17 protein-coding genes and 1 tRNA gene are annotated in these 18,964 nt (G+C 62.5%); 10 read left to right on the top strand and 8 right to left on the bottom strand.

The genetic code is table 11. From position 1 onward, the window contains the following. Positions 1-21: 21 nt before the first annotated feature. Positions 22-1,242, bottom strand: coding sequence for a polyhydroxyalkanoate depolymerase (locus GGR38_RS00200; protein WP_183621564.1), 1,221 nt, complete (start codon positions 1,240-1,242; stop codon positions 22-24). Positions 1,243-1,387: 145 nt separating this feature from the next. Here GGR38_RS00200 and GGR38_RS00195 point away from each other — a divergent pair, with 145 nt between their 5' ends. The 3 genes from GGR38_RS00195 to GGR38_RS00185 all read left to right on the top strand — a co-directional run bounded on the left by GGR38_RS00195 (position 1,388) and on the right by GGR38_RS00185 (position 4,457). Continuing rightward, positions 1,388-2,041 carry a glutathione S-transferase gene (locus GGR38_RS00195; protein ID WP_183621562.1) on the top strand — a complete coding sequence of 218 codons (654 nt, stop codon included), beginning with the start codon at positions 1,388-1,390 and terminating at the stop codon, positions 2,039-2,041. 108 nt (positions 2,042-2,149) lie between these two features. Beyond that, positions 2,150-3,478, top strand: coding sequence for an alginate export family protein (locus GGR38_RS00190; RefSeq protein ID WP_221226943.1), 1,329 nt, complete (start codon positions 2,150-2,152; stop codon positions 3,476-3,478). A gap of 46 nt (positions 3,479-3,524) precedes the next feature. Beyond that, positions 3,525-4,457: a DUF808 domain-containing protein gene (locus GGR38_RS00185; protein WP_183621560.1), complete on the top strand. Its 933-nt coding sequence runs from the start codon at positions 3,525-3,527 to the stop codon at positions 4,455-4,457. A gap of 10 nt (positions 4,458-4,467) precedes the next feature. On the opposite strand, the gene GGR38_RS00180 is transcribed toward GGR38_RS00185, so the two are convergent. Both GGR38_RS00180 and GGR38_RS00175 read right to left on the bottom strand, forming a co-directional pair. Further along, the gene (locus GGR38_RS00180; protein WP_183621559.1) at positions 4,468-4,863 is read right to left on the bottom strand and encodes a hypothetical protein; all 396 of its coding nucleotides are present in this window, start codon (positions 4,861-4,863) and stop codon (positions 4,468-4,470) included. 99 nt (positions 4,864-4,962) lie between these two features. Then, on the bottom strand, positions 4,963-6,564 hold the full coding sequence (locus GGR38_RS00175; protein ID WP_183621557.1) for a methyl-accepting chemotaxis protein: 1,602 nt from the start codon (positions 6,562-6,564) through the stop codon (positions 4,963-4,965). Positions 6,565-6,831: 267 nt separating this feature from the next. Here GGR38_RS00175 and GGR38_RS00170 point away from each other — a divergent pair, with 267 nt between their 5' ends. Together GGR38_RS00170 and GGR38_RS00165 are read left to right on the top strand one after the other, a co-directional pair. After that, positions 6,832-7,047, top strand: coding sequence for a hypothetical protein (locus GGR38_RS00170; protein WP_168603636.1), 216 nt, complete (start codon positions 6,832-6,834; stop codon positions 7,045-7,047). Continuing rightward, complete coding sequence (locus GGR38_RS00165; protein ID WP_221226942.1) at positions 7,019-8,047, top strand: DUF6976 family protein; 1,029 nt, start codon at positions 7,019-7,021, stop codon at positions 8,045-8,047. Before GGR38_RS00170 ends, GGR38_RS00165 begins: the two co-directional genes overlap by 29 nt. Positions 8,048-8,108: 61 nt before the next feature. Here the strand turns inward: GGR38_RS00165 and GGR38_RS00160 are convergent, their stop codons facing one another. Further along, positions 8,109-9,515: a glutamate ligase domain-containing protein gene (locus tag GGR38_RS00160; RefSeq protein ID WP_183621555.1), complete on the bottom strand. Its 1,407-nt coding sequence runs from the start codon at positions 9,513-9,515 to the stop codon at positions 8,109-8,111. A gap of 114 nt (positions 9,516-9,629) precedes the next feature. On the opposite strand from GGR38_RS00160, the gene GGR38_RS00155 reads away from it, so the two are divergent. From GGR38_RS00155 to fabG, 3 genes are read left to right on the top strand one after another with little or no spacing between them, the layout of a single operon-like run. Next, a complete protein-coding gene (locus GGR38_RS00155) occupies positions 9,630-10,457 on the top strand; it encodes an LD-carboxypeptidase (RefSeq protein WP_183621553.1) in 828 nt (275 codons plus the stop codon). 38 nt (positions 10,458-10,495) lie between these two features. After that, the gene (gene fabD, locus GGR38_RS00150) at positions 10,496-11,431 is read left to right on the top strand and encodes an ACP S-malonyltransferase (protein ID WP_183621551.1); all 936 of its coding nucleotides are present in this window, start codon (positions 10,496-10,498) and stop codon (positions 11,429-11,431) included. Between the two features lie 3 nt (positions 11,432-11,434). Further along, positions 11,435-12,187: a 3-oxoacyl-[acyl-carrier-protein] reductase gene (fabG, locus tag GGR38_RS00145; protein WP_183621549.1), complete on the top strand. Its 753-nt coding sequence runs from the start codon at positions 11,435-11,437 to the stop codon at positions 12,185-12,187. A 33-nt stretch (positions 12,188-12,220) separates the two neighbouring features. On the opposite strand, the gene recF is transcribed toward fabG, so the two are convergent. Beyond that, on the bottom strand, positions 12,221-13,303 hold the full coding sequence (gene recF, locus GGR38_RS00140; protein WP_183621547.1) for a DNA replication/repair protein RecF: 1,083 nt from the start codon (positions 13,301-13,303) through the stop codon (positions 12,221-12,223). A 191-nt stretch (positions 13,304-13,494) separates the two neighbouring features. Between recF and GGR38_RS00135 the strand changes: the two genes are divergently transcribed. Then, complete coding sequence (locus tag GGR38_RS00135) at positions 13,495-13,698, top strand: PspC domain-containing protein (RefSeq protein WP_183621546.1); 204 nt, start codon at positions 13,495-13,497, stop codon at positions 13,696-13,698. Between the two features lie 267 nt (positions 13,699-13,965). On the opposite strand, the gene GGR38_RS00130 is transcribed toward GGR38_RS00135, so the two are convergent. Beyond that, positions 13,966-14,712: a queuosine precursor transporter gene (locus GGR38_RS00130; RefSeq protein ID WP_183621544.1), complete on the bottom strand. Its 747-nt coding sequence runs from the start codon at positions 14,710-14,712 to the stop codon at positions 13,966-13,968. A gap of 90 nt (positions 14,713-14,802) precedes the next feature. Further along, positions 14,803-17,619 (bottom strand): TonB-dependent receptor, encoded by a 2,817-nt coding sequence (locus GGR38_RS00125; RefSeq protein ID WP_246404142.1) that lies wholly within the window; start codon positions 17,617-17,619, stop codon positions 14,803-14,805. Positions 17,620-17,868: 249 nt separating this feature from the next. Between GGR38_RS00125 and GGR38_RS00120 the strand changes: the two genes are divergently transcribed. Then, positions 17,869-17,945, top strand: a tRNA-Arg gene (locus GGR38_RS00120). An 18-nt stretch (positions 17,946-17,963) separates the two neighbouring features. Here GGR38_RS00120 and GGR38_RS00115 read toward each other — a convergent pair. Then, entirely contained in the window at positions 17,964-18,893 is a 930-nt protein-coding gene (locus GGR38_RS00115; RefSeq protein WP_221226941.1) for an extracellular catalytic domain type 2 short-chain-length polyhydroxyalkanoate depolymerase, read from the bottom strand. Positions 18,894-18,964: the final 71 nt, after the last annotated feature.

Raw genomic sequence — 18,964 nt, 5'->3', positions numbered from 1 at the left:
GGATAGAGGCCATGCAACCCCTCAACTCATCGCCAGCACCAGATTGCGCACCTGCGGATAGACCTGCTTTTCCCATTTCGATCCGGCAAACACGCCGTAATGGCCCACGCCCGGCTGCAGATGATGCCGCCGCAGATGGGGGCGGAGCGAGGAGCACATCTGATGCGCCGCCGCCGTCTGACCCACGCCGCAAATATCGTCGCGCTCGCCCTCGACCGTCAGCAAGGCTGTTTGCCTGATCGCCGCGCAGTCAATGCGGCGGCCCCGGTGCATCATCTCGCCCCGCGCCAGCGTGGCCTGTTGAAACACCTGATCGATGGTTTCCAGGTAGAATTCCGCCGACAGGTCCAGCACCGCCATATATTCATCGTAAAAGTGGGCGATCTTCTTCGCCTCGGCCTCGCGTTCATCGACAAGCGCCTGATAGAGCTTGCGGAATTGCCCAAAATGGCGGCCAAGGTTCATTGACATAAAGGCGGTCAGTTGCAGAAAGCCGGGATAGACCTTTCGCCCCGCGCCCTTATACCGCGAAGGCACGCGCGAGATCAGATTGGCCTCGAACCAATCCAGCGTATTGGCATTGGCCAGTTCATTGACCACCGTTGGCGCCTCGCGCACATCGACCGGCCCGCTCATCAGCGTCAGGCTGCGCGGGGTGCATGGATCGCGCTCGGCGCTCATCACAGCCACCGTGGCCAGCGCCGAAACGCAGGGCTGGCACACGGCCAGCATATGGCTGCGGGGCCCAAGTTCGCGCAGGAAATGGATCAGATAATCGGTGTAATCCTCCAGCCCGAAACGCCCCTCGGCCAAAGGCACATCGCGCGCATTCTTCCAGTCGGTCAGATAGACATCATGATCGCGCAGCAGGACCTCGATCGTATGAGACAGCAGCGTGGCGTAATGGCCGGACAGGGGGGCGACCACCAGCATCTTGGGCTGGGGCGTCATCACCTCGTCCTTGGCGAAATGGATCAGATTGCCAAAGGGGCGTTCGACGGCCACTTCCTCGCGCACGGCAACATTGGCATTGCCCACGCGCACATGCGTAATGCCAAAGGCCGGGCGGCTGTGAGTGATGGCCGAAAGCTTGTGAGTCGCGCAAAGCGCATGAATCCGGCGCGGCCAGCCCCACACATCGGCCCATGGCCATAGGCGGTCGCGCGCCTCCAGCGCGAGCGCTGCCATCCGCCGCGATGGCTCCATCATGTCGCAATAGGTCTGATAGGCCTGATAAAGCATGGGTTCGGTTCCGCCAATCTTTCCGCCCGGTGCATGATTCGCATGAGTGCCGGGATGAAATAATAGGGTGATGCTGCGCTGCGTCATTGCGCTTGGCAAGAGTTTATGCTGCAAAAGCGAGAACAGCCCAGAGAGGAAGCGAGTCATGGCCAAGGCAACGCTCACCATTTCCAGCAAGACCTATTCGGCATGGTCGCTGCGCGGCTGGCTGCTGACGCAATTGGCAGGGCTGGAGGTCGATGAACAGCGGGTGGAAAATGACGCGGCCGACCGCGCCGAGCTGCTGCTGCTCAGCCCATCGGTGCTGGTGCCGCGCCTGACGCATGAAGGGGCGAGCGTCTGGGATACGCTGGCGATTGCCGAATATCTCAACGAGCTTTACCCCGATGCCCAGATGCTGCCCGCTGACCGGATCGCGCGCGCGCATTGCCGCTCCATCAGCGGCGAGATCCATTCCGGTTTCACCAATCTGCGCTCGGCCCTGCCGATGAACCTGAAGGTCCGCCATGATAAATTCCCGGTCTTTTCCGGCGCCCGCCCCGATATCGAGCGGATCGAGGTGATCTGGCAGGAATGTTTGAGCAAATATGGCGGCCCGTTCCTGTTCGGCGCCGCGCCCACGATTGCGGATGCGATGTATGCTCCTGTCACCACGCGCTTCCTTTCTTATGCGGTGGGCCTTAGCGCGCCCAGCGCCGCCTATTGCCAGACCATCGCGGCATGGGGCCCGATGATCGTATGGCGCGAGGCCGCTTTGGCAGAGGCCGAGGAGTTCGAGGATCTGGATGTCGAATTCTGAAACAGGGCTCCCGATAAAACTACGCAGGGGCCTCCCTCCGGCATTTTAGGGCTTTGGATTGTAGCATCACCTCCCTAGAGAACGCGCCCAACGGGGGGATTTCGGGGAATGAAATACACGGTTTTGGCCGCATTGGGCCTGTTATGCTGGTCGGCGGATGCGCGGGCCGAGGATGGCGTGCAGATTTCCGGCAGCATCCGCGCGCGCTATGAGGCCATCGAGGGACAGGCCCGCGCGGGCGTCAATGCCAGCGACCAGTTGCCCGGCCTGCGCACCACTTTGCGCGCCGAATGGAAACATGGCCCGATCCAGCTTGTCGGCGAAATCTATGACAGCCGCGAATGGAACGCCAATCCCGGCACGCCTTTGTCCACCAATGATGTCAATGTGATGGAACCCGCACAGGCCTATATCATGGCCAATTTGGGCTCAACATTGGGCAAGGGAACCAAGACCACGATTCAGGCCGGGCGCATGATGGCGCGCATCGGTTCGGGCCGCCTGATCGCCTCGGACGATTATCGCAATTCCACCAATTCCTATACCGGCGCGATTGTGACGACCGCGATGCCGCACGGCTATACGTCCACGCTGATCTATCTGATGCCGCATCTGCGCCTGCCCGATGATGGCGTTTCGCTGCGCGACAATCGCTTTGCGCTGGATTCGGAAAATGTGAACATCGCGCTGTCGGGCGGCTTGCTGGCACATCAGGCCAAGGGCAGCCCGTTCCTGTCCGAAATCAGCTTCATCCATTTTGGCGAGCGCGACGCGCCCGGCCACCCCACGCGCGACCGCTTGCTTAACAATCTGGGCCTGCGCGCCAGTTTTGATCCGCGCCCCGGCCATGTCGATGGCGGGGTCGAGGGCATTTATCAATGGGGCCATGTCAGCGCCAGCACTGCCGCCAATGCCGCCACGCTGACCGCCAGCGCGACCTTCCTGCGCGCCCATCTGGGCTATAGCTGGGCGGGCAAGTGGAAGCCGCATATGCTGTTCGAATTCGACCGGGCCAGCGGCGATGGCACCTCGGGCACCTATGGCCATTTCGACACTCTGTTCGGGTTCCGCCGCGGTGATTTTGCGCCCAGCGGTCTGTATAATGCGGTTGGCCGGGCCAATATCGCCTCACCGGGTCTGCGGATCGAGGTGACGCCCAGCGCGCGGGTGGATGCCTTTATCGGCTGGCGCGGATTGTGGCTGGCCGATGCTCATGACAGTTTTTCCAGCACATCGGTGCGCGATGCCACGGGCCGGTCGGGCAATTTTGCCGGACATCAGTTCGATACGCGGCTGCGCTATTGGATCAAGCCGAAAAGGCTTCGTTTTGAATTTGATGGCGTCTATCTGGCGCGCGGGTCGTTTATGGAAAACGCGCCCAATGGACGGCGCGGCGATACGCGCTATGTGTCGTTCAATCTGACCGGGTATTTCTGATTCTGGCGGCATGGTCGGGCCGCCTGTCGCAGGGGGCTGTGAAGACATGTCGGTGGGTTTGATCGCGCTGCTCGATGATGTGGCGATGATTGCCAAAGCGGCGGCCGCTTCGCTGGACGATATGGCGGCCGGTGTGGCGCAGGCGGGCAGCAAGGCGGCAGGCGTGGTCATCGACGATGCGGCGGTGACGCCTGCCTATGTCGCCTCGTTCACCCCCGACCGGGAATTGCCCGTCATCGCCCGTATCGCGCGGGGCAGCCTGTTCAACAAGCTGGTGATCCTGCTGCCGCTGGCGCTGGCGCTTTCGGCGCTGCTGCCCTGGGCGATCACGCCGCTGCTGATGCTGGGCGGGCTGTTCCTGTGTTATGAGGGCGCGGAAAAGCTGCTGGAGAAGCTGGGCGGCGAGGCGCATGGCGAGACGCCCGATGGGCCTGTGACGGATGCCAAGGCCTTTGAGGCAGCCCGCGTCAAGGGTGCGGTGCGCACCGATCTGATCCTTTCGGCCGAAATCATGGCTATCGCTTTGGCCGAGGTGGCCGATAAGCCGCTGATCGAGCGCGCGGTCATTCTGGGCATTGTGGGCGTGGGCATCACGGTGCTGGTTTACGGCGTGGTCGGGCTGATCGTGAAGGCGGATGATATCGGCCTGCATCTGGCGCGCGGCGGATCGGGGCTGCGCCGGGCCATCGGACGCGCTCTGGTGCAGGGCACGCCGCCCTTGCTCACCCTGCTGGCCAATGTCGGCACGGCGGCGATGCTGTGGGTGGGCGGGGGCATCCTGCTGCATGGGGGCGAGCAACTGGGCCTTGCCGCGCCCGCCCATTGGCAGCATGACACGGCCCATGCGGTGGAGGCGGCAGCAGGCGCGGCGCTGGGCTGGATCGTCGGGGCGGGGATCGCCGGGATCGCCGGGCTGGCGATCGGCATGATCGTTGCCGGGGCGCTGCACGGCTTGCCTGCTTTGCTGCGGCGGGCATGAAAAGAGGGGCCTAGTTCGGCAGTTCTTCCTCTTCGTCGCGGTCATAGCGATTGTTGATCTGCGTCAGGCGGTCGGTTTCCGACCGCTCGCGCTGGCTGGCATGGCGCAGCACCATTTCCTCGAAAATATCGGGATGCAGCGGGCGGTCGAATTCCAAACCCGCGCTCAGATCCAGCAGCCACACTACGGTCGCCTCCTTGGGCGCCAGCGAGGGCAGGCACAGCGTCACCTTGTCGCCGCAGCGCAGCCCTGCGACGCCCTCGACCCGCGCCCCGCCGCAGGTCAGGTTCTTGAGCAGGGTCGGTCCGCGATCCTCAAGGCTGCGATATCGGACCATCAGGTCAAAGCTGATACGTTCGGCGCGGGGGACGTAAACTACGGTATCGTCGATCGTATTGAGCAGCATGGCGTGGCTCCGGCATTTCCTCTCGGCACAGATAGAAACGGGGCTTGGAGAGGGAAATTAAGATCCGCGAAATGATTTTTTGCCCGTGCGGAGTGGGGCTTAAAACTCGGCCCAGTCGTCGGCCTCGGCGGCCGGTTCGGGCGAGGGTTTGACGGCAAGGGCGCCTTCGCTGCGCGGCACCGGGACCAGTTTGGGCGGCGATTTGGCGCGGGGTAGGGGCATCGGGGCGGGGGACAGGTTGGCCAGCGAGGCGGGGCTGCCGATCGTCGTCCGTTCAATGCGGAAACGTGCGACCAGTTGGGCCAGTTCCTGCGCCTGCGAGGCAAGGCTGCGCGCGGCGGCGGTCGCTTCCTCGGCAATGGCCGCGTTGGCCTGGGTGTTGCGGTCGATGTCGCCCACAGATTCGTTGATCTGCACCAGATTGCCCGCCTGTTCGCGGCTCAGGCTGGCGATGGTGATGGCAAGGCTGGCGATGTCGGCCACTTTGCCGGTGATGCGGGTGAAGGCCTGACCCGATTGATCGACCAGCGAAACGCCGCGCGTCACCTGATCGACGCTGGTGCCGATCAGGCCGCGAATGTCCTTGGCCGCCTCTGCGCTACGCTGGGCCAGCGCGCGCACTTCGTTGGCGACCACGGCAAAACCCTTGCCCGCATCGCCCGCGCGCGCGGCCTCGACGCCTGCGTTCAGGGCAAGCAGGTTGGTTTGAAACGCGATGCCGTCGATGACATTGATGATCTGGGTGATCTCTCGCGCCGAACTTTCGATGCTGGCCATGGCATCCACCGCCTCGCGCACCACTTCGCTGCCCTTTTGCGCCTCGTCCTGCGCTTCGGACACGCTGGCCTCGACCCGGCTTGCGCCCTGTGCGGCATCGCTGATGCCATGGGTCAGGCTGTTCATCGCGGCGGTGGTTTCTTCCAGCGTGGCGGCCTGATGTTCGGTGCGAGTGGAAAGATTATCGGACGCGCTGCGGATTTCGGCCGAACCGGCGCTGATCGTTTCGACCGCCGCCGTGACGCCATTGAGCGCGGCGTTTACCGAGCGGCGCATGGCCTCGAAATCGGCCTGCAACTTGGCATATCCGGGCGGCAGGTCGGTCAGCGAATGAGTCATATCGCCATTGGCCATGGCTTCCAGCGCGTGGGACAGGCTGGCGACCACGCTCTGGCGTTTGGCTTCCTCGGCGCGGAAATAGGCGCCCAGCGCGATGTCCATGTCCATGATCGCCAGTTTTACCAGCGTCGCGATATCCTGCGCCATCGCCCGTCCGCCCAGACGCCCGGCCAGCGATTGGGCCACCATGCCCTTGATCACATCCTGAAGGATGGTGGCATAGGCGCCGGTATACCACGTCGGCTCCAGCCCGATGCGGGCGTGGACGTCGCCAATATGGCTGGCGCGCTGGAAATAGGACTGGGACAGCCCGTCGGTGTTCTTTTCGAACAGATCGACCCAATGGGCAAATTGTTTGTCGCGCGCACTGCGAGCCGATGTGCTGGTGGGAAAGAAGCTGGCGATGGCGGGGGTTTGCGCCACGCGGCCATAGAAGCGGTCCAGCGCCGCAGGAGCGAATTTGCGCAGCGATTTGGCGATACGCGAAAAGGCGCGATAATCGTCGTGCCGAACTTCAAAAAACTGTACCCGTAATTCGAGTGTTTCCGTTCCGCTCTTCTGCTTGTCTGACCGGGAAGCGTTCATGTCTTTTCCTTGCAGTCAATCGTTTTAAACGAATTTTTTTCCAAGCGAAGAGCGTTTTAAACGAGAAGGTGGTCGGGATTGAAAATCCTTTACAATAAGGGCGTTTAATATCTTTGGATGCGTTTTACGGGTTATTGCCCAGAACGGTGAAATTTAGCCCCTCGTCGAAATACGATGGAATACCGAGTTCGTTTTCAGCCGAATGTAAAAAGCCAAGGGTTAATCAGGCGCAGCGACAAAGAGTGCAGACTTGCGAAGGGGAACCTAATGGCCCTGCCATCCAAATCGGCGCCATGCTGGCAAAAGTTGGCCAATGGTGGATTGAAAAAACTGCGAACTACAAATCTTGGCGCACAAATGCTCAGCCAGCGACTGGAGATGAGCAAGCTCACGCCTGCGCAAAAGGCTGATGAAGTTTATGATTTCTTTGTGAAATGGGAAAGAGGACTGGCCAATGAAATCGCACAGCTTAGCTCCATCTGACTTCGCTGGCGCGATGGCCGGGCGCATCAATGCGCTGGTCGCGCTGGACGATGCAATTGCTCTTATCCGCGCGGGCGCGCCGCTGGCCATTGCCGGGCGCAAGGAAGCGCTCGATCAATTGCCCGCAGGCAACTGGATCGGTGGCACCACGCCCTATTTCCTGACCGCCGAGGGCGGCGAAATGATTGATGCCACGCGCGTTTTCGTGACCGATTTTTCGGGCCTCGGCGCGGTCACCTCGCATCATTACGACGTCGATGCCCTTCAGGATATTACCGAGGAAGCGCCCGAGCATGGTTTTGCTCTGGCCATCCTGCCGTTTCAGTCGCAGGCCCATCAGCGTTTCGCCAAAGAGGCGGGCCAATATCCGCTGGCCTTCCTCAAGCCCACGGTGGGCTGGATCGCGGGCTTCGATCTGGGCGAGGAAGGTTCGTCCGCCTATGTCTATGACGGTTCGGGCAGCGGCGCGCTGAGCGATGGCGCGGCGGTGCTGCAAATCCATCTGCCCGAGGGCATGATGCCGATCGTAGAGATCGTGAACATCTTTTCCGCCGATGGCGTGGACACGCTGCGCTTTGAAGAAGCCAGCTTTTCGCCGCGCGATGTGATTGTGAACGGGCAAAAGCGCCTGTTTGCCGATTATATCCGCGAGCGGGGGGTCGAAGGTGGGCAATTGCCGCTGGTGGGCGATTATTCGGGCGCGCGGATCAACGCTTCATTGCGCGCCGTGGGGGAAACCACGGTGGATCTCTATGCTCCAGTGTTTCCCGGCATCGACTACGCCTTTGCCGCTCCGGTGGAGGATTATCCTTCCGCCTTTGCCGCGCAATTTGCCGCCCATGACCATGATGGCGCGATGTGGTCGTGCAATTGCATCCTGAACTATCTGTTCGGCGGTTTGGAAGGCAAGACGGTGGGCGGCGTGGCCGGTCCTGTCACCTTTGGCGAAATCGCCTATCAATTGGTCAATCAGACGCTGGTGCAGGTGCGCGTCATCTGAAGCCCTGCGTTTGATGCGAGAAGGGGCGTGGGCTTTCTCCCCCCGCGCCCCTTTTTGCGTCTTATCTAATCTGTTCCAGCAGGTTTTTGGCAAACAGAGTGAGCGTATCGTCGCGCGCACCCATCACTACGATACGGTCGCCGGGGCGGGCCTCCTGCGCCAGATAGGCCGCCACATCATCGCGCGCGGGAATATAGCGCGCCCGATCCCCGATCAGATCGACGATCCGCTGCGAACCTTGTGTGCGGTCCACCGTCCCGCCGAAATAGACCGGATCGCACAGGATCACCTGATCTTCACCTGCCAGCAGGCGCGCAAAGGTCTGTGCCAGTTCATGCCCCATCTGGCGCAGCGGGCCATAGCCATGTGGCTGGAAAAACGCCAGAATTCGTCCCGGATGAGCTTTCAACGTGTGCAGCGTGGCGCTCACCTTGTCGGGGTTGTGGCCGAAATCGTCGATCACGGTGATCCCGCCCGCGCTGGTGCCGACAATGTCGAAGCGCCGCGCAAGGCCGGTGAAGCTCTCGATGGCTGCCACACCCTGCGTCAGCGCCACGCCCGCCGCATCCGCCGCCGCCAGCGCCGCCAGCGCATTGGCCAGATTATGCCGCCCCGGCACGCGCAGCGTCAGCCCATAGGTCGCCCCATCGCGCCGGTCGATCAACGTAGCGGCAATGGTCGTGGGTGTTTCCACAATCGATCCGGCCACGATGCCAATATCGGCCTGCTCGCTGTCCAGTCCAAATGTCACCACCCGCCGCGCCCGCCCAATCAGGGCCGCGCTTTCCGCATCGTCAATATTGACCGCGGCCACATCGGCTCGGGCCAGAAAATCGCCAAACAATTCGCGCAATTCCTCCAGACTCTTGTGATCGAGGCTGACATTGTTGAGCACCGCAACGGTGGTATTATAGAGCGCGATCGAACCATCGCTCTCGTCCACCTCGGACACGAAGACGCCGCCCGTGCCCACCCGCGCGCTGGCAAAGGGCGCATCGGGGGCGACGAAATTCTTCATCACCGCGCCGTTCATGATCGTGGGATCGCATGCCGCCTGCGTCATGATCCAGCCCGCCATGCCGGTGACGGTCGATTTGCCGCTGGTGCCGCCAATCGCAATGCGTGCGGGGGCGGCGTTGAACAGGGTGGACAGCAGCTCGGCCCGGCTCATCCGCGCACAGCCTAATTCGCGCGCACGCACGACCTCCGGCACGCTATCCTCCACCGCCGCGCTGGCGACAAGGATCTGCGCCCCATCGCTCATCCCGCTGCCGTCCTGAGGGAACAATTCAAACCCAAGGCTTTCCAGCCATGCGAATTTTTCCGGCGTGCGCCCCTGATCCCGGCTGCGGTCCGATCCGGCCACCTGCGCCCCCATGCCCCGCAGGATCAGCGCCAGCGGCAACATGCCCGATCCGCCAATGCCACAGAAAAACCACGGGGTCGAAATGAGCGCGTCTTTGTCCATCCGCGCGGGTTAGGATGTGGCGCGAACAGAAGCAACCGGCGTCTTGGTTCACCGCATCGCGAAAAGCAAAAAACCGGTTCCCACTTTTTTGCGCGATGCTTTATGCCTCGCTCTATGACCCGAATTGCCATTTGCGCTCCCGCTTGCCCGATCACGCCCGAGGATGCCGCCCTCGTCGAAGCCATCGCGGGCGATTATGGGGTGCGCGTGCATGTCCACCCGCAATGTTTCGCCTCGGCGGGCCATTTCGCGGGGGATGATGCCACGCGCCTTGCCGCTTTCCTCGATTGCGCGAATGATCCGGGGTTCGATGCGGTCTGGTTCGCGCGCGGCGGCTATGGCAGCAACCGCATTGCCCAAAGCGCGGTGACGCAATTGAGCGCGGCAGCGGCGCATAAGCGCTATATGGGCTATTCGGACATGGGCTATCTGCTGGGAGCGCTCTATCGCGCGCGGGTGGGGGTGGCGTGCCACGGGCCGATGGTGGCCGATGGCCGCCGTATTGGCGGAGAGGCCGCGCTGCGCCGCGCGCTGAGCTTTTTCGCCGGAGAGAAGCAGGGCCTCGAACCCTCGCTGGCCGGGGAGAAGCATCCGGTGGTGGCGTTTAACCTGACCACGCTGGCCATGCTGGCGGGGACGCCGATCATGCCGGGGCTGGCGGGCCATGTGGTGATGATCGAGGAGGTCAGCGAGTATCTCTATGCCATTGACCGGCTGATGTTTCATGTGTCGGCCCATCTGGGGGGCGTGGCCGGGGTCCGGCTGGGGCGGGTGTCGGATGTGCCCGACAATGACCGGCCCTTTGGCGCCGAGGCCTCGGAAATCGTGGCCGACTGGTGCGCGCGCCATGCCATTCCCTTTCTGGGCGGGGCCGATATCGGCCATGATGCGGATAATCGCATCGTTCCGTTTGGCCTTGCTTCTGGCGCTCATCCGCAATAACCCGCGCCCACTTTGCATTTATCAGGGATTATCGCGCAATGCGGGCTTTCGTTTTTCCGGGTCAGGGCAGCCAGAAGGTTGGTATGGGCGTCGAACTGGCAGCGGCCAGCGCCGTGGCCCGCGAAGTGTTCGAAGAGGTCGATGACGCGCTGGGCCAGAAGCTCTCCGCGATCATGGCCGAAGGGCCGGAAGACGCGCTGACGCTGACCGAGAACGCGCAGCCCGCGATCATGGCCAATGCGATTGCCACCTTGCGCGTGCTGGAGGCCGAGGGCGGCATCCGTCTGGCCGACAAGGCCGATTTCGTCGCGGGTCATTCGCTTGGCGAATATACGGCGCTGTGCGCGGCGGGGGCGTTCTCGCTGGCCGATACGGCGCGCTTGCTGAAACTGCGCGGGCAATCGATGCAGGCGGCGGTGCCGGTGGGCGTGGGCGCGATGGCGGCTCTGCTGGGTGCGGATATTGAAAAGGCGTCCGCTCTGGCGGCGGCGGCGGCTGAGGGCGAAGTCTGCACCGTGGCCAATGACAATGATCCGGGTCAGGTCGTCCTTTCCGGCCACAAGGGCGCGATTGACCGCGCCATTGCGCTGGTGAAAGAACATGGCATCAAGCGCGGCGTGGCGCTGCCGGTGTCGGCGCCTTTCCATTGCCCGCTGATGCAGCCTGCTGCTGACGCGATGGCCGAGGCCTTGGCCCGGACTGCGCCGGGCGCGCTCTCGGTCGCGCTGTTTGCAAATGTGACCGCCGATGTCGTGACCGATCCGGCGCTGGTGCAAAAGCTGCTGGTCGAACAGGTCTGCGGCCGTGTGCGCTGGCGCGAAAGCGTAATCGCCATGCAGGCGGCAGGCGTTTCCGAATTCGTCGAACTGGGCGGCAAGGTGCTGGGGCCGATGATTGGCCGCACCATCAAGGACGTAAAGATTACCAGCGTGGTGACGATGGCCGACATCGAAGCGCTGCTGAAGGAGATTTAAGCGATGTTTGATCTGACGGGTATGACCGCGCTGGTGACGGGCGCGAGCGGTGGCATCGGTTCTTCGGTGGCGAAGGCTTTGGCCGGGCAGGGCGCGCGTCTGGCGCTGTCGGGCAGCAATCAGGCCAAGCTGGAAGCCTTTGCGGCGGAACTGGCCAAAGGCTCTTCAGCCGATCACATTTGTGTGGTGGCCGATCTGTCGGACAAGGACAGCGTGGAAGGGCTGATCCCCGCCGCTGTCGCCGGTTTGGGCAAGCTCGACATTCTGGTCAACAATGCCGGGATCACGCGCGATAACCTCGCCATGCGCATGAAGGATGATGAATGGGATGCCGTCATCCGCATCAACCTTGAAGGCGCCTTCCGCCTGATGCGGGCCGCCGCCAAGCCGATGATGAAGGCCCGCTTTGGCCGCATCATCAACATCACCAGCGTTGTGGGCGCCACGGGCAATCCGGGCCAGATCAACTATGCCGCCGCCAAGGCTGGCCTTGTCGGCGCGTCCAAGAGCCTCGCGCAGGAACTGGCGAGCCGCAATGTGACGGTCAATTGCGTGGCTCCCGGCTTCATCCGCACGGCGATGACCGATGTGCTGCCCGATGCGCAGAAGGACGTGCTGAACGGCCGCATTCCGATGGGCCGTATGGGCGAAGGGCAGGATATTGGCGCAGCGGTTGCCTTCCTTGCGTCCAAGGAAGCGGGCTATGTCACCGGCCAGACGCTGCATGTGAATGGCGGTATGGCGATGTTTGCCTGATTATGCGGGGCGGGGCGTTTCAGACGCTCCGCCCTATTCTTTTCTGACGCTGCCCTCAGCCACGTGCCATTGCGCCGCCTTGCCGTTCAGCGCGTCAAAGGGCGCCAGTTCGGTTCCCGTCATCCACACCTGCGCCGCACCCGCCTCCAGTCTTTCAAACAAAGCGCCCCGCCGGATCGGGTCGAGATGGGCGGCGACCTCATCCAGCAGCAGCAGGCGCGGGCGATCCGCATCGCCCGACAGATCCGCATGGGCCAGCGTAATGGCGATCAGCATCGCCTTTTGCTCGCCGGTTGAACATTCGGCGGCGGCCTGATTTTTGGCAGCCATGGTCACGCCCAGATCATCGCGATGCGGCCCGGTCAATGTGCGCTGGGCCGCGCGGTCGCGGCGGCGATGATCGCGCAGCGCCTGCGCCAACCCGCCCACGTCAATCGGCCCGCCTGCCTGATAGGTGAGCGCGGGGCGCGCAAAGGGCGAGGGGGGCAGCGTTTCGAGCTTGGCATTAAGCGCCTCGATCAACCGCGCCCGCCCGGACGCCAATGCCCCGCCCGCCTCGGCAATCTGCGCCTCGATCGCGTCGAGCCAGCGCGCATCAGGCTCCTGCGGGGCGGAGAGCAGGCGGTTGCGCTCGCGGATCGCGGCCTCGGTGCGCGCGGCATGGGCGGCATGGGCCGGGTCCAGCGCCAGCGCCAGACGGTCAACAAAGCGCCGCCGCCCGCCCGGTGAATCCATAAACAACCGGTCCATCGCCGGGGTCAGCCAGAACAGGCCTAGCCATTCGGACAGCGAAAGCGCGCTGGCATCCGCGCCATTGACGCGCACGATGCGGCGGCCCGGCTTATCCGGCGCGGTGCCCGTGCCCAGACGCACCCCCGCGCCATCGCGCAGCAGGTCCGCCGAGACCGCAAAGGCGCCATCGCCCGCCTGCCCCGCCATATCGGGCAGGGCCGCACGGCGCAGGCCGCGCCCCGGCGCGAACAGCGAGATGGCCTCAAGGATATTGGTCTTGCCCGCCCCGTTCTCGCCCACCAACAGGTTGAACTTGCCCGTCCCCTCCAGCGCGGTGGCGCGGTGGTTGCGGAACCAGCCCAGACGGATGCGATCAAGCGCCATGGGCCGGGCTGTAGCCGGATTGAGCGGGCCATGCCAGCCTTGGTGAAAAATGCGAAGGCTTGGGATTTTGCGCCATGTGGGATCTCGGGTAAAGGGCGGATTTCGGGCGTTTTCGCCAATTGGCACGGGCCATGCAATTCACCCGGCATAGGCCGCGGCAACCGACCAGCCCCGCGCCAAGGAGAAAAGCCATGAACAATTACGATCCGATCCGCCCCACCAACGGCTTCATGCTCGACCGCCGCAACAAGAAGATTTTCGGCGTCTGTTCGGGGATCTCGGCCTATTTCGGCCTCGACGTTACGCTGGTGCGTGTGGCTTTCGCGTTGGGGGCGATCCTTGGCTTCGGGTCGCTGTTTCTCGTCTATCTGGCGATTGCGTTGATTGCGGATTGATGGGGTGGAAGATGCCTCCGGCGGGCAAAGGGTCTCGACCCTTTGCAATCCCGTTACTGTCTATGTTGCGTTTCGGGTTTGGCCGAGGGTGAAATTTGCAGCGTTGGAATGGTAAAGCCTGCGGCGCTTTTGGCGTCACTTCACCGCGCCGCAGGCTTGCAAACCCCAGCCCTAAACATCACGTCACCAATCAAGCACCACCCCATTAATGGGATTGCAAAGGGTCGAGACCCTTTGCCCGCCGGAGGCAAACTTCCCTTAAAACCCTTAAACCTCCGCCGCCTTGGCAAAGGGCGAAAACGCGGTGTCGGTATCAAACACTTCCACCCCTTCGCGGCGCTTGAGGAATCCGACCACCCAGTAGGTCGCGGGCGTCAGGATCACTTCCCAGCTGACCTTGATGGCCCATTGGGTCCATGCCACCTGCATGACCTGCGCCCCGGTCCAGCCATCGGCGGCGTAGAAGGCGAGGGGGTAGAACAGGGCGCTGTCCACCGCCTGACCAAAGATGGTGGAGCCGATGGTGCGGGTCCACAGTTTCGAGCCGTTGGTCATGATTTTCATTTTGGCCAGCACGAAGGAATTGACGAATTCCCCCGCCCAGAAAGCCGCGACCGAGGCAAAGACGATGCGCGGGGTTTGGCCGAACACGCTTTCATAGGCGGCCTGTCCGGTCCATCCGGCGTCTGGCGGCAGGGCGACGACGACCAGGCTCATGAACACCATGAACAGCAGCGCCCAGAAGCCGACCCAGATGCAGCGGCGAGCGTTGGCATAGCCATAGACCTCGGTCAGCACGTCGCCGATGATATAGCTGATGGGAAAGAACATCACGCCTGCGCCGAACGGCCATGGGCCGATGAAGGGCAGGTCGACTACCGCGCGCTTGCCCGCCCCGATCAGGTTCGAGAGCAGCAGGATGGTGACGAAAGCCGCCATCACATAGTCGAAATAGCGGAAGTGGCGGCGCGCGCCTGCGCTGCCTTCGAGGCGGAAGAGGGGGGAGTGGCTCATGACGCCAAGCTAACCTGCAATATTGCGTTTGCGCAAGAAAAAGGGCGCCCCGGATGGAGCGCCCTTTGGTTCATCAATCCTGACCCATCATTAGAAGTTGAAGCGTACGCCCCCCGTGAAGCGGCGGCCGAAACGTTCCCATTCGGTGGTGTAATTCTGGCTGAAGGTGGCCGAACCGCCGCTGGCTTTGATCAGCCCGCTGGGGTCGACAAAGCGGCGGCCGGGCTGGTTGAGCAGGTTCGAGGCGTCGAAATAGATCGAGAGGCGCTTGTTGATCTGATAGCGCGCCGAGAAATCCATTTCATCGTCCGCCGCCCAATAGCTGTCGCCGCCCGCCGAGAGATCGTCACCGATGGCGTCGAGCCATTTCGAGCGATACTGATATTGCAGGCGCAGGGTCAGGCCATACTTTTCGTAATATCCGCCAAGGTTATAGACCATGTCCGAGGTGTTGGGCAGGCGCACCTTGCGCGCGGTATAGTTGCCATAGGCCGCCTTGGTCACCGAACTGTCGTTCAGCATCATGTTGGCGTTGATGCCAAAGCCGCCCATCCAGTCAGGCAGGCCCGCCTTTTGCGTCCATGGTTCGAGGCTCTGCTGAAACGCGACTTCAAGGCCCATCAGGTGGCCGCTGCCCGCATTGTTGATGCCCGAGAAGGTGTAGTCCGAACGGTCCACCCCGCCGCTGTTGAGCGACTCCGAACCATAGGTGCGCACTGAGGTATAGAGGACGTTCTCGACCTTCTTGTAATACAGGCCCGCCATCAGGAAGCCGCTGGGGCGTATGTACCATTCGAAATAGGCGTCCACGCCATAGGCGCGCTCGGGCTTGATGGCGGGATTGCCGCCCGAGATGCGGCGGTCGCTGTCGTTGATGACCACGTTGGGGCGCATCTGGTCATAATCGGCGCGCGCGGCCCCGGTGGTGAAGGACAGGCGCAGCTTCTTGGTCTGATCGACGTTATAATTCACATGCAGGCTGGGGAAGGCCAACAACTGGCTGGATTTGGCGTCGAGATCGCGGGTGCTGGTGACGCCCGTGGTGCTGGTGATGGTGCCGGTGGCGAGGCCGCTGTTGGTGATGTTTTCAAGGCGGACGCCGGCAAGGATGCTGCCCCAGTCATAGCGCAGCGTGCCCATCAGGAACCCGGCATAGACCTGTTCGCGCACGCGGTAATTGTTGTCGGTCACGGGCGTGCGGGCGTAAAGCTGACGGGCCTTGTTCGATGCTTCGCGCATCTTGGCCGTGTCGAAATAGTGGAACGTATAGCCCATCGCGATCTTGCCCATGAAGGGCTGGTCGCTCAGGAAGCTGCTGTAATTGGCCAGACCCAGCGCGGCCAGGTTCGAGGCGCCCGACACCGAGATCTGCATTTCATTGGCGGTCTTGGTGCGCTGGTCATACTGGAAACCGGCTTTCAGCGTCAGATTGCCGCCCAGAAACTCGGTCTGCTTCGACAACACCGCACGACCGGTATAGGCGCGCGTCATGTCCACCGCGTCCAGCACCGTGAAGGACGAGGCAGGCTTGGTGAACGTGTCTATATCGGTCACGCGCGTACCCGCCGAGAGCAGGCCGCCCGAGCTGTTGGTGGTGTAGAGGTTCAGCGTCGAGATATTGGGATTGGTGTAGTCATAGGACACCGTCGGGCGCGCGGTCAGCGTGCTGGGGCTGTCCCATGTTGCCTCGCCCACGACCGAGCGGTCGTCCTTGCTCTCGGTGTAATTGCCCGCCCAGTTCAGTTTCCAGCCGCCGTCGAATTCATGGCTGCCTTCCAGCGTGTTGGTGAAGATCGACTGGCGATAGGCGCGCAGGGTCGAACGCTGGCGGATGTCGATGCCATAGATCGTGCCCTTGGTGGGCGTGTTGCCCGAGCAGATGTCGGCATAGGCCGAGGTGGCGTAGGAGGCCTTGACCGAGGTGTCGCAGGCCGCCGTGGCGTTGCTGAGCGAGGACTGCTTGTCATCCATGTCGAAGCGGTAATTGTCGCGCGCTTCGTCATCGCTGAAAATGGTGTAGATGCTGCGGAAAGAGATCGTGTTGCGCTCGTTGGGCTTGTAATCAAAGCGGCCCGATACCGACCAGTTCTTGCGCGTCAGGCGATAGAGCTTGTTCTCGCTTTCGGCCACCCAGATGCGGTTGGCATTGCCGGGGCGGGCGTCCTGCGTGACGTTTTCCCAGTCATTTTCGAAATTGTCGGTCACCATGTCGCGCTGGTAATAGCTGCCCGAAAGCAGCACGCCCAATTCGCCTTCGCCCACCTTGAAGCGGTCGGACAGGACCAGCGAGCCTTCATATTCCGGCCGACCGCCATATTCCTGCTGGCCATAGCCCAGCTTGCCATTGGCATGCAGGCCGTCGAAATCAAAGGCCGAGCGCGTGACGACATTGACGTTGCCCGACACAGTTTCGCCCGGCATTTCGGGGGTCACGGCCTTGTTGATGATGATCTTGCCCGCAATGGCCGAGGGCACCGAGTCAAACCGGCTGTCGCGCCCTTCGGGGCTGACCACATTGATGCCGTCGAAGGAAAGCGTGGTCCAGTTCTTGGGCCCGCCGCGCAAGCTGATGTAGCGCGCCTGCCCCTGATCGCGCTCCACCGCTACGCCCGGCAGGCGGCCTGCGGCCTGCGCGATGTTCTGATCGGGCAGGCGGCCCACCGCATCCGAGGCCGCCACGGTCACCAGCGAATCGGACAATTGCTGAACCTTGAGCGCGGCGGCTTCGGATTCGGCAATCGGGCGCGCGCCCTGCACTACGATGGATTGGCCATCATCGGCGGCGGCGGCATCGGGTGCGGGATTGGCTTCGGCGGCCTGTGTGGCCATCGGGATGAAGAGGGCCGAGCAGAGCAAGGCAAAGCGCGCGCTCCGCATGGCGCGGCGCGCGGTGAATACAGACGTCATGGATATGCCCCGTTATTTGGTCAGAACTCGAGCGGGGGGCTAGGGACGGATTTTGACAATTCTGTTCCGATCCCGTGACAGAGCTTGTCACATAAGGTGATTTTATGATCTTTATATATCTTTGATTTTATATGTTTTTTATAGTAAAGGCGCAAGGTGGAGCATAAGGCTGCGATCCACCTTTGCGCAATGCGACCATTGTCGCTATGGGGAGGGCGTCGGGCGGCGATCCACCCGTTGACGACATGCGCGCCCGTAGCTCAGCTGGATAGAGCACGAGCCTTCTAAGCTTGGGGTCACAGGTTCGAACCCTGTCGGGCGCGCCAATTTTCAAAGGGTTATGTTCAACTGGTCAAGCGCTGAACCATGGCGCGGATGACCGACAATTGCGCCCCGCTCTGCGTCTGGAAATTCAGCCCGCTATAGCCCCACCAGTCCCAGCAGCCCTGTGGATTGGATGGAAAAGTGCTCTTGTTGACCTGGGGATAGAGCGTGATGATGCGATTGGTGTCGGCCCAGGCGTTGTAGCCCAGCCGGTTATAGACGGCATCGCCCACCAGATCGGCGCTTTGCAGACAGCCGTGAAACACGACGTGCACCGCACAGGGCGCTCCGCCATCGCGGCAGGGGGCGGGCACATAGACATAGCCGGTGGAGGCCATGCCGCTGCCGACGGCGCCGGTGAACTCGCTTTGGTCAAAGGGGATGGGCTGGGCCGAAAGCGTGGTCGATTTGGGGCGCAAGGAGCCATAAATATGCGAGAGGATCGCACCGGGCTGGTCATAGAATTTCGCGCCCACCTTGCATTCATTGACATAGGGCGCGGCATTGGCCCCGCAAATGCTGCCGAAATTGCCCGACAGGAACGCATGGCCCGCAGGCGTATCATGGACATAGCGCAGGCTGGCCGCAGGCACGCGCGCGGCCACATAAAAGTCGCGCACCGCATTCATCGCGCTTTGCTTGACCACAATGTCCTTGGTGCCGCTGAACAGATAGACTTTTTGCTTGGCGATATTGGATACCGGATCGACCGTGCCCAGCGCGGCAAAGCTGCTGGCCGCGCCATAGGAGGCCACGCCGCTCGGCGAGCCCTGCATGCAGGTGATGATGCCGCCCAGATTGACCCATGCGCAATTGTATGGCCCCCCGGCGACCACGCCGACGCCGATCACGCTGGAGGAAAAGGCGACATCATATTGCACCGCCATAAACGCGCCCGAGGACAGGCCTGATACGGAAACTCGCGCCGCATCGGCATGCAATGCGGGCAATTTATCGGCCGCGAGTGCTGGAGCGGATGCAAATGAAAGCAGGATGGAGAAGGCTGTTCGACCCATGCGCA

It is taken from the genome of Novosphingobium sediminicola, from assembly GCF_014196525.1.
Lineage (GTDB): Bacteria > Pseudomonadota > Alphaproteobacteria > Sphingomonadales > Sphingomonadaceae > Novosphingobium > Novosphingobium sediminicola.
Note: the sequence above shows the minus strand (reverse complement) of the source record. Positions and strands in the feature narration are given on the sequence as shown.

Excerpts from the sequence above, each read along its gene's own strand:
- GGR38_RS00200 (WP_183621564.1), bottom strand. The coding sequence starts at position 1,242 with ATGCTTTATCAGGCCTATCAGACCTATTGCGACATGATGGAGCCATCG.
- GGR38_RS00195 (WP_183621562.1), top strand. The coding sequence starts at position 1,388 with ATGGCCAAGGCAACGCTCACCATTTCCAGCAAGACCTATTCGGCATGG.
- GGR38_RS00190 (WP_221226943.1), top strand. The coding sequence starts at position 2,150 with ATGAAATACACGGTTTTGGCCGCATTGGGCCTGTTATGCTGGTCGGCG.
- GGR38_RS00185 (WP_183621560.1), top strand. The coding sequence starts at position 3,525 with ATGTCGGTGGGTTTGATCGCGCTGCTCGATGATGTGGCGATGATTGCC.
- GGR38_RS00180 (WP_183621559.1), bottom strand. The coding sequence starts at position 4,863 with ATGCTGCTCAATACGATCGACGATACCGTAGTTTACGTCCCCCGCGCC.
- GGR38_RS00175 (WP_183621557.1), bottom strand. The coding sequence starts at position 6,564 with ATGAACGCTTCCCGGTCAGACAAGCAGAAGAGCGGAACGGAAACACTC.
- GGR38_RS00170 (WP_168603636.1), top strand. The coding sequence starts at position 6,832 with ATGGCCCTGCCATCCAAATCGGCGCCATGCTGGCAAAAGTTGGCCAAT.
- GGR38_RS00165 (WP_221226942.1), top strand. The coding sequence starts at position 7,019 with ATGAAATCGCACAGCTTAGCTCCATCTGACTTCGCTGGCGCGATGGCC.
- GGR38_RS00160 (WP_183621555.1), bottom strand. The coding sequence starts at position 9,515 with ATGGACAAAGACGCGCTCATTTCGACCCCGTGGTTTTTCTGTGGCATT.
- GGR38_RS00155 (WP_183621553.1), top strand. The coding sequence starts at position 9,630 with ATGACCCGAATTGCCATTTGCGCTCCCGCTTGCCCGATCACGCCCGAG.
- fabD (WP_183621551.1), top strand. The coding sequence starts at position 10,496 with ATGCGGGCTTTCGTTTTTCCGGGTCAGGGCAGCCAGAAGGTTGGTATG.
- fabG (WP_183621549.1), top strand. The coding sequence starts at position 11,435 with ATGTTTGATCTGACGGGTATGACCGCGCTGGTGACGGGCGCGAGCGGT.
- recF (WP_183621547.1), bottom strand. The coding sequence starts at position 13,303 with ATGGCGCTTGATCGCATCCGTCTGGGCTGGTTCCGCAACCACCGCGCC.
- GGR38_RS00135 (WP_183621546.1), top strand. The coding sequence starts at position 13,495 with ATGAACAATTACGATCCGATCCGCCCCACCAACGGCTTCATGCTCGAC.
- GGR38_RS00130 (WP_183621544.1), bottom strand. The coding sequence starts at position 14,712 with ATGAGCCACTCCCCCCTCTTCCGCCTCGAAGGCAGCGCAGGCGCGCGC.
- GGR38_RS00125 (WP_246404142.1), bottom strand. The coding sequence starts at position 17,619 with ATGACGTCTGTATTCACCGCGCGCCGCGCCATGCGGAGCGCGCGCTTT.